General features: G+C 42.9%; 4 protein-coding genes. All 4 read left to right on the top strand.

The features are described from left to right. On the top strand, positions 1-764 hold a 764-nt coding region (locus ACTQ3R_RS16220), incomplete at its 5' end, for a DNA cytosine methyltransferase (RefSeq protein WP_441780196.1). 12 nt (positions 765-776) lie between these two features. Continuing rightward, positions 777-2,168, top strand: a complete 1,392-nt coding sequence (locus tag ACTQ3R_RS16225; RefSeq protein ID WP_412639518.1) for a hypothetical protein — start codon at positions 777-779, stop codon at positions 2,166-2,168. Continuing rightward, complete coding sequence (locus ACTQ3R_RS16230; protein ID WP_024400488.1) at positions 2,158-2,745, top strand: hypothetical protein; 588 nt, start codon at positions 2,158-2,160, stop codon at positions 2,743-2,745. The genes ACTQ3R_RS16225 and ACTQ3R_RS16230 overlap by 11 nt, the downstream gene beginning before the upstream one ends. Positions 2,746-2,838: 93 nt before the next feature. Then, entirely contained in the window at positions 2,839-3,156 is a 318-nt protein-coding gene (locus ACTQ3R_RS16235; RefSeq protein WP_087283485.1) for a DUF3847 domain-containing protein, read from the top strand. The last annotated feature ends 354 nt before the right edge of the window (positions 3,157-3,510 follow it).

Below are 3,510 nucleotides of genomic sequence, written 5' to 3' on the forward strand. Positions count from 1 at the left end.
TATACAAAGAGTGTCTGCGTATAATTCAAAAAAAGATGCCGAAAGTAATTGTCTTTGAAAATGTTAAAGGTTTGCTTTCGACAAAGTATATTGATGGACGCAATTTAGCAGAAGTCATTGTTGAAGATTTGTCTACCATGAATGGCGTGGGATATAATGTCGTGCATCAGCTTGTAAATGCATCGGATTATGGTGTCCCTCAAAACCGTCAACGAGTTTTGTTTGTGGGTGTCCGCAAAGACTTGGGCATTACCTTTGAATTTCCCAAAAAACAAACTAAAGAAAATCTGACGCTGCGTCACATTTTAGATGTGCCGCCGGAAGTAGCCAACAATGTGGATTGGGCACTTTCGCCGCAAGCACTGGACATGATTAGATTTATTCCCGAAGGTGGCTCGTGGAAAGATGTTCCATATGAACATTTAGCTCCTCGTTTCCAAAGAATCCGAGATAACATGAAAAAGTACCATTCGCCCAACTTTTACCGTCGTTTTTCAAGAGATGAGATTTGTGGAACTATGACAGCATCTGCTCAGCCGGAGAACTGTGGCATTATACATCCTACTGAAAACAGAAGGTTTACTGTACGAGAAGTTGCCCGCATTCAGACTTTCCCCGATGATTTTAACTTCTTAACAGATACAGCACGAAACATTACAGCAATGTATAAAGTCATAGGAAATGCTGTGCCGGTCATGTTGGCATACAATATCGCTTCGGCAATAATGGAGCAAGTATTTAAGAAAAACACAAGTGAAAAGTAAGGGGATAAGAGAATGGATACAGATAAAGCATATCTATTGGGGTTAATCATAGGTGGAGGTGTATTTGGAAACGCAGAAGATGTTTTCAGCATTCGCCTGCCATATAAAAAATGGGGTTCATATCTTGAAAATCCACAGCGTGCTGGAGAAATTGCAGGAGATATTCTACGCAAAGTAGGGCAAATGTTTCGGGCTGTCTATGACCTTTCTGTTCAATATGAAACCACTCCCGGAGGGACTTGGACAATTCTTTGCGAAGGCGATACAACAGCGGTAAAAAATGACCTTATGCATTATGGCATTGTGTGTGAAGGCGAGCTTCGTGGAAGTGCCGATATAAGCCAGGTTGTATCAGAATTAGTTGATGATAATCTTAAACGCCGCTTTATTGCTGGATTAGCTGATACAATCGGAAGTATGGCAAAATCACAGCGCCGTTTTACCGATGAGCATCAAATTATTTCTTTTGAAATCAAGGGCTACAACTTTAAGTTCGTATGTGATTTGTGTCGACTGTTGTACAGCATAAATTGTATTCCCGATCAGGTAAACTGGAATCATCCAAATATCCATTGCACAAACGATTCATACTACGCTCAATGGAACAAAGGCTTTAAGCTGCGAATTTTATTGGATCAATATGCTCAGTTTGGTGCATTTGCGTTTAGAACTAAAGCAGAAACATCAAATGAAAATCGTAGATTACAAAGGGAAACTCATGCTGCGGAAAGATGTGAAACGAGGGATATGCATTTCACTCCGTCCACAGTGCATCCAGCTGAAAATGATACTCGTTTGCCAGAACTGATTAGGGGTGGGCATTACATTCATTTCAGACATTTTTGTACGGTAATGGGCTGTGAACACGCTCCATACTGTAAAATCAGGGAACAGTTTGAGCATATTGGAGAACTGATTAACCCATTCCCGATTTTGCATAAGGATAGCTACATTCAGATTGAGGAGATTATTCAAGCAGATCCCCTACTGTCGGGACGGGAATACACTTCTCTTAATGTAAATATTGGAACCCTAATAGACCGGTACAAGGAAGATAAAACAGCTTTGTTATACGGCACTACTGCGAATACTGGTTATCCAATAGCCGAAATTCTCCAAGCGGTTGCCTATGTCATTGCAAACGATGACGAACTCTCTGGCAAGCGTCCAAAAGGATATTTTCAAATTGTTGAACGCCATTCACATGATGACGCAGATTTATCGGTTGAAATAAGAAAGCCTGATCTTCTCACACCATTGGTTATTGTGGGAAACGGTCGTGGTGCTTTAATTGGTGCTCGGAATCCTAATGTCTACAAACGCTTGGTAACAAATTCGCCGGACAATGAATATAAATTGCTCGTTCGTCAAATTACTGAGGAGGACTTACGAGATGCCCGGTAAACGCAGCCGAAATGAAGTTTCGTATTATCCAGAAATCCAAACTTTTATAGAAGCTCAGCTTAAAAGTAATTTCAGAGCGAAACGCCACAAAGAACTCAGTGTTTTTTGGGGTATCGGCGAACTGAAAACCAATTTGCAAAGAATTATTTCCGAACATCCAGATAAATGTACCTGCGTTAAAAATTTTGCGAATCGAGTGCCCCCGCTAAACCTTGATATTTTTGCTTTGATCACTGATGGAACGCAATTTGAGATTTTAATTCTTGAAGTCAAGCTGATGAACAGTGCAGGGCTTAAAGAATGGTCACAACTTGTTGGATACTGCTTGGTTTCAGGCGCAAAATATGGTTTGCTGGTTAATATTGATAATGGGGCAAGTCCACGCTTAGCGCATATTCTTTCTACTGAAACCCATATTTCTGATATTCAGACCATAGTTGACGGAGAGAGTCATGAACATTGTCTTGGATTTATGCAGTGGGATAGTCTAACGCAGAATTTTGAATATAGTAATCTGGGGCTAATCAAGTCATTGTCCGAGTTAAGCAATCATTTAGCGGATGAATTTTCATCTTAAAAACATAAAAATAGTGACCAAGCCAAAGGCGATCAACCGTAAAAAGTTGGTCGCTTTTGTTTTGCCCATTATTCAGAAAGGAGCCTGACCCCCATGAATGAAAAACTGGAAAAGCTGAACCGTCAGAAAACCGCAGCCGAGAAAAAGCTGATTGCCGCCCAGCACAGGGAGAAGCAGCTGGAGCATGAACGGAAACGCCTGACACGGAGCGAGAGAACCCACCGGCTTTGCACTCGTGCCGGGATGCTGGAGAAGTTTCTGCGTGAGCCTACTCTGCTGACCGATGACGATGTGATGGAACTTCTGACCTTCCTCTTTCACGGTGAAGCCGCCCAAAAGAAGTTGGACACACTCATTGAGGAGCGGAGAAAAAGGCTGACAACGGACGGCAGCGAGAACCCCTTGTTTTAACAAGGGCGCAATTATACACCGCCTAAAGGTGGTGCATTGCGTTCTGCCGAAAGCCCCTTGCAGGGAGCTGATGATTTCCGCACAGGATAAACCCTCTGCTCCAATCATCCAGTGGAAGCTGCACTTCCCCTGCGCTGGCTAAAGCCAGCTACCCCTTTGCCCCCTGCTGTCCGAAAATCCCTGCCGGACAGGAATTTCCGAACAACAGGAATAGAACCCGATGACCTGACCGCTTGCAGCTTTGCAGACGGTCTTTTGTTTTGCCAAAGGAGATGATGAAGTGGCAAACCCTCATTTTGAAATCAAAATCACGAAGCGAAGTAAACGGCAGTCAGCTGTTGCCGGAGCTGCCTA

Origin of the sequence: Lawsonibacter sp. LCP25S3_E2 (genome assembly GCF_052117285.1) — a bacterium.
In the GTDB taxonomy this organism is placed as follows: domain Bacteria; phylum Bacillota; class Clostridia; order Oscillospirales; family Oscillospiraceae; genus Lawsonibacter.

Excerpts from the sequence above, each read along its gene's own strand:
- ACTQ3R_RS16230 (WP_024400488.1), top strand. The coding sequence starts at position 2,158 with ATGCCCGGTAAACGCAGCCGAAATGAAGTTTCGTATTATCCAGAAATC.
- ACTQ3R_RS16225 (WP_412639518.1), top strand. The coding sequence starts at position 777 with ATGGATACAGATAAAGCATATCTATTGGGGTTAATCATAGGTGGAGGT.
- ACTQ3R_RS16235 (WP_087283485.1), top strand. The coding sequence starts at position 2,839 with ATGAATGAAAAACTGGAAAAGCTGAACCGTCAGAAAACCGCAGCCGAG.